Here is a 1,133-nt window from a genome sequence, read left to right as displayed (position 1 = left end):
AGAGGTCGTTTTCACCTTAAATGCCTTGGTATCGGAGGATTTCTGTAGTGCCGGATGGCGGTGCGGAAAAGGCGGCAGATGCGGTCGGGGCTTCTGGTCCGAGTGGGGTGAAGGGTGGGGCGGGATGCTGCTTGTTCCTGTCTCATCCCAGGAACGCCCCGTCTGTCGTCATGGCTGCGTGCTTCCGTCGTCGCCGCTGTGCGCCTGGGCGCACTCGGTCCGCGGCGGTACGACGGAAGCATGTCGCCGCGACGTCCTTACCCGAGTGATCTGTCCGATGCCCGCTGGGAGTTGGTCGAGCCGGTGCTCTCTGCCTGGCGCTTCGAGCGCCGTGGCAGAGCTCTGGACTTCGGCCGGCCACCCGAGCATGACCTGCGCGACATCATGGACGCGATCTTGTATGTGGACCGCACCGGCGTCCAGTGGCGCTACCTCCCGCATGACTTTCCGCACTGGAACACGGTCTACGGCTACTTCGCCAGGTGGCAGCAGGAAGGTGTGTTCGCCCAGCTCAACGGCTTGCTCAGGCAACTCTTACGACAGAAGGAAGGGCGGGAGGTTGAACCGTCGGCCTGCGTGATCGACGCGCAGAGCGTGAAAACGTCCACCAACGTGCTCGCCGCCGGTCAGGGCATCGATGCCGGGAAGAAGATCGTCGGGCGGAAGCGGAGCATAGTCACCGACACGATCGGCCTTCTCCTCGCGGTGCTGGTCACCGCGGCGAGCGTGCAGGATTCCGTGGCCGGCACCCAGCTCCTGGACCGGGTCGCCGCCGAACATCCCCGCGTCCGCAAGGTGTGGGTCGACGGCGGCTACCGCCAGCACCTCGTCGAGCACGCTGCAACCCTCGGCATCGACATGGAAATCACTCAACGCACGCCCGGGACCAGGGGATTCGCCCCTGTCCCCAAGCGGTGGACGGTTGAGCGGACCTACGGCTGGCTCATGCTCCACCGCCGCTTGGCCCGCGACTACGAAACCCACCCGCACCGATCCGAAGCCATGATCCACCTCGCCATGACCGACCTCATGGCCCGCCGCCTCACCGGCGAGAACACCATCTCCTGGCGTGACCCGACATCACGCAGCCAAAGGCCTATCTCGGGATAAAACAAAGGGAGAAAACGACCTCT

General features: G+C 64.8%; 1 protein-coding gene. It reads left to right on the top strand.

The window, feature by feature from the left end; all coding sequences use genetic code 11:
- Nucleotides 1–240: 240 nt before the first annotated feature.
- The gene (locus AC07C1_RS41275) at nucleotides 241–1,110 is read left to right on the top strand and encodes an IS5 family transposase (RefSeq protein WP_478947252.1); all 870 of its coding nucleotides are present in this window, start codon (nucleotides 241–243) and stop codon (nucleotides 1,108–1,110) included.
- Nucleotides 1,111–1,133: the final 23 nt, after the last annotated feature.

The sequence above is a fragment of the Streptomyces sp. NPDC045022 genome (assembly GCF_056432605.1).
This window is presented reverse-complemented; position numbering and strand designations above follow the sequence as displayed.

What these genes read in the sequence shown, in the direction of transcription:
- AC07C1_RS41275 (WP_478947252.1), top strand. Translation starts at nt 241, where the DNA reads ATGTCGCCGCGACGTCCTTACCCGAGTGATCTGTCCGATGCCCGCTGG.